This window comes from uncultured Sphingomonas sp. (assembly GCF_964237155.1).
GTDB lineage: Bacteria > Pseudomonadota > Alphaproteobacteria > Sphingomonadales > Sphingomonadaceae > Sphingomonas.
Genome location: NZ_CAXSHH010000136.1, coordinates 1 through 3263 on the forward strand (window position 1 = coordinate 1; position 3263 = coordinate 3263).

Genomic DNA, 3263 nt, shown 5'->3' on the forward strand with positions numbered 1-3263 from the left:
ATGGAGAGAGGCACATCCTGCAACGATTGGTCGCGCTTCTGAGCGGTGACGATGACGTCGCCGTCCATGCTCGAAGAAGGTGCTTCCTGCGCGGCCGCGTCGGGCTGGGCAGGAAGCATCGACTGCGCCGCAGCGGCAGATGAGAGCCCGATCGCCAACGCTACCGTCGCTAATGCTTGAATGCCTCCCACTAATCCCTCCTGAACCCATTATGCGGTCTTATGTGCCGCCTACCGGCACGTTGTGCCATCCGCTTGTTGGGGCGTCAACAAGGCAGGTCGCGCCCGGTACCGTGGGACACGTGAACCGAGCGAGGGTTCGGCGAAGCGGCGGTGATCGGCCGCAGCGATGGTGAGCGGGCCGGCAGTTCAAGCGGGAAGGCTGTTCGCTGCCGGTTCGATCATGGGCGCGTCATGCGGCGTATCGCCTGCGGTGGTTGGCCGTAGCGGGCGACGAATGCCCGCCGCATTCGCTCGGGGTCGTTGAAGCCGACGGCCCTTGCGATCACGTCCACCGGCTCCGATCCGTCCTGAAGGCGTAGGTGGGCCGCTTCGGCCCGCAATCGCTCGACGGCCCTGGCGGGCGTCTCCCCGGTCTCGATGCGGAACGCGCGCCCGAACTGGCGCGGGCTGAGCCTCGCGGCCTCGGCCAACCGCTCGACCGGCAGCGGTTCCGACAAATGCTCGCGCGCGAAGGCGAGCGCGACCCGTATCCGGTCGGACTCGGGTTCCATCTGCGATAAGGCGGAGAACTGCGACTGACCGCCCGGCCGCCGATGATAGACGACCAGCTCGCGCGATGCCCGGCGCGCCAACTCGACGCCGTGATCGGCTTCGATCAGCGCCAGCGCCAGGTCGATACCGGTGGTGACGCCCGCTGACGTCCATAGCGGGCCATCGGCGACGTACATGCGATCCGCGTCCACCGACACGGCCGGAAAGCTCTCCTGCAACTCGCGCGCGCGCGACCAATGCGTCGTCGCCCGCCTGCCGTCCAGCAACCCCGCCCCGGCGAGCAGGAACGCGCCCGTGCACACACCGGCGATCCGGGCGGCGCGGGCGCCGAGCCGCCGCACGGTCGCGACCTCGTCCTGGTCGCGGACGGCGTCGATCGCGCCACCGATCACCAGCAGCGTGTCGAGCGCGGCATCGTCGGCCGGGGTCGTCTCGACCCGCAAGCCCGCGCCGCTCGTCATCCGCCCGCCCGCGACAGGACGCGCCACCTGTAGAGCCGCCGCCCCGCCGCCGCATTGGCGGCGTCGAAGGCGTCCAGCGGCCCCGCCAGGTCGAGAAGCTGATGGCGGCGAAGGACATAGAAACCGATGCGGTGCGTCATGTCCCTTTTTAAGGAATCATCGTCCTTTGCGCCAAGCGCGCCGTCGTTAGGGTCGCCCGGCCAGCCCGCTCGATCTATGAATGATAAGGCCGATGTCGCCGACCAACGCCACCCTGCTCGTGATCGACGTCCAGCAAGGTTTTCTCGACGCCTCCTGGGGACCGCGCAACAACCCGGGCGCGGAAGCCAACATCGCCCGGCTCATCGCCGCTTGGCGGCGCGACGGTCGGCCGGTCCGGCATGTGCGCCATTCGTCCCGGTCTCCCGTCGGCGCCTTCTTTCGGGGCACGATCGGACATGAACCGAAGGCCGGGGCGGCTCCCGCCTTTGGCGAACCGGTTCACCTGAAGGAAGTAAACAGCGGCTTCATCGGAACGAGCCTCGAGCAGGATTTGCGCGCCGCGGGCGTGGACACATTGGTCGTTGTCGGCCTGACCACGAATTATTGTGTCTCCACCACAGTGCGTATGGCGGGCAATCTCGGCTTCACCGTCGATCTGGTCGAGGACGCGACGGCCACGTTCGATCGAAAGGGTCTCGACGGAAAGATGCGACTTGCAGCGGAGGTCCACGCCGCCGCACTTAGCGACTTGTCTGAGGAGTTCGCCAGCATCGTCGGCACCGACGATGTGCTGCGGGTGCTGGAAGCACGCGAGCCGCTGGTCATCTGCAACGACGGCCGGTCCGACGTGAGGCTTTATGCAGCGGCTTGCAATGATGATTGCGCGGAGTTGCGATAGGGCGCGGTTTCCGGCTCACCTTGCGTGAGATCGATCAACGCGGCAGGCGCGCGTTCTCCGGACCGGGGATCGCATTCGATCCGATGGGCGCACGATGTTGATCCGCCCGCCCGCGAACGGCGGAAATCGGTGGAATGCGGAAGGGCGGCTTCTGGACCGACTCATGCGTGAAGAGGACGGTCGCCACGCTTCGGTGCTTCACCTCGTCATCGCTGCTCCATAGCTGAGCGAACGACGGCTTCGACATGGATCAATGCGCTATCCACAACCGGAAAGTTTAGGTTGGCGTCTTTAAAAGCAATCGACAGATCGGTGCCGCCCAGAACGACCACGTCGGCACCCTGCTCATCATGCAGCTTTCTCGCGGCCTCATGAAAGTAGGAGCATTGTTTCGGTGTCGCGGTCCCGGCGGCCGCGAGTGTGACATAGGCTGAATGCACGGTCGCAAGGTCCTCGGCCGGTGGGACGACAACGTCTACCGTATCCACGCCGTAAAGCTTCGATACCATCACGGCGCGCGTCCCCAGCACGCCTACGCGATTCGCCTCATGGGTAGCGAAGTACTGGTTCAGCGCCGGAACCGCACTCAGTACCGGCAAAGTCGATATCGCTTCGAGCTCGACGATGCAGAAATGACCACCCATCGAGGTTATAACGGCGGTATCGCAACCGCCGTCTCGTAGTTGGCGTACATAGCCCGCAAAGATCGCAGCCTGTTCGACAGCCCGGCCTGCTTCGAGATTGGCGATCATCTCGCGGGCGTCGGTATTGACGATCGTCAGCGCGAGCCTTTGGTTGGCCGCCGCGTAGGCGCGGACAAGTGCCCGATAATAGACTTCGGTGGCCGCCGGTCCGATGCCGCCGATCAAACCAAGATGCATGTACCCTCCGACGTCGGTATGCCGCGTCGCGTACAAGATCGGGCACCGATGTAAAACATCGCGCTGACCGGTGAACGAGCGGTGAATCGGCCGATCGGTCCGGGTGCCCAGCTCGTCCGGAACTGGCGCGAACGCTGGTCGGCGGCTTTCCATCTGCTTGACGGCTAGACGCTGGACGACATCCCGCCATCGATGCGCAGATTGGCGCCGGTGATGTAGGACGCGGCCTTGCCGGCGAGGAAGGCGACGGTGTCGGCAAGCTCGTCCAGCCGCCCGACCCGCCCGATGGGAACGCCGCCGAACAGGC

At 65.6% G+C, this 3263-nt stretch carries 5 protein-coding genes; 1 reads left to right on the forward strand and 4 read right to left on the reverse strand.

All coding sequences use genetic code 11. The features are described 5' to 3' along the window. Nucleotides 1-400: 400 nt before the first annotated feature. Complete coding sequence (locus ACFE71_RS15230; protein WP_375429609.1) at nucleotides 401-1222, reverse strand: GlxA family transcriptional regulator; 822 nt, start codon at nucleotides 1220-1222, stop codon at nucleotides 401-403. After that, complete coding sequence (locus ACFE71_RS15235; RefSeq protein WP_375429610.1) at nucleotides 1192-1335, reverse strand: hypothetical protein; 144 nt, start codon at nucleotides 1333-1335, stop codon at nucleotides 1192-1194. Before ACFE71_RS15235 ends, ACFE71_RS15230 begins: the two co-directional genes overlap by 31 nt. A gap of 92 nt (nucleotides 1336-1427) precedes the next feature. Here ACFE71_RS15235 and ACFE71_RS15240 point away from each other — a divergent pair, with 92 nt between their 5' ends. Then, nucleotides 1428-2075, forward strand: coding sequence for a cysteine hydrolase family protein (locus tag ACFE71_RS15240; RefSeq protein WP_375429611.1), 648 nt, complete (start codon nucleotides 1428-1430; stop codon nucleotides 2073-2075). A gap of 206 nt (nucleotides 2076-2281) precedes the next feature. Here the strand turns inward: ACFE71_RS15240 and ACFE71_RS15245 are convergent, their stop codons facing one another. Further along, on the reverse strand, nucleotides 2282-2956 hold the full coding sequence (locus tag ACFE71_RS15245; protein WP_375429612.1) for an aspartate/glutamate racemase family protein: 675 nt from the start codon (nucleotides 2954-2956) through the stop codon (nucleotides 2282-2284). Nucleotides 2957-3120: 164 nt separating this feature from the next. Continuing rightward, a complete protein-coding gene (locus tag ACFE71_RS15250) occupies nucleotides 3121-3261 on the reverse strand; it encodes an SDR family oxidoreductase (RefSeq protein ID WP_375429613.1) in 141 nt (46 codons plus the stop codon). Nucleotides 3262-3263 lie beyond the last annotated feature (2 nt).

Bases quoted from the DNA above. Each gene is read 5' to 3' on its own strand.
- ACFE71_RS15235 (WP_375429610.1), bottom strand. From the start codon at position 1,335: ATGACGCACCGCATCGGTTTCTATGTCCTTCGCCGCCATCAGCTTCTC.
- ACFE71_RS15240 (WP_375429611.1), top strand. From the start codon at position 1,428: ATGTCGCCGACCAACGCCACCCTGCTCGTGATCGACGTCCAGCAAGGT.
- ACFE71_RS15245 (WP_375429612.1), bottom strand. From the start codon at position 2,956: ATGCATCTTGGTTTGATCGGCGGCATCGGACCGGCGGCCACCGAAGTC.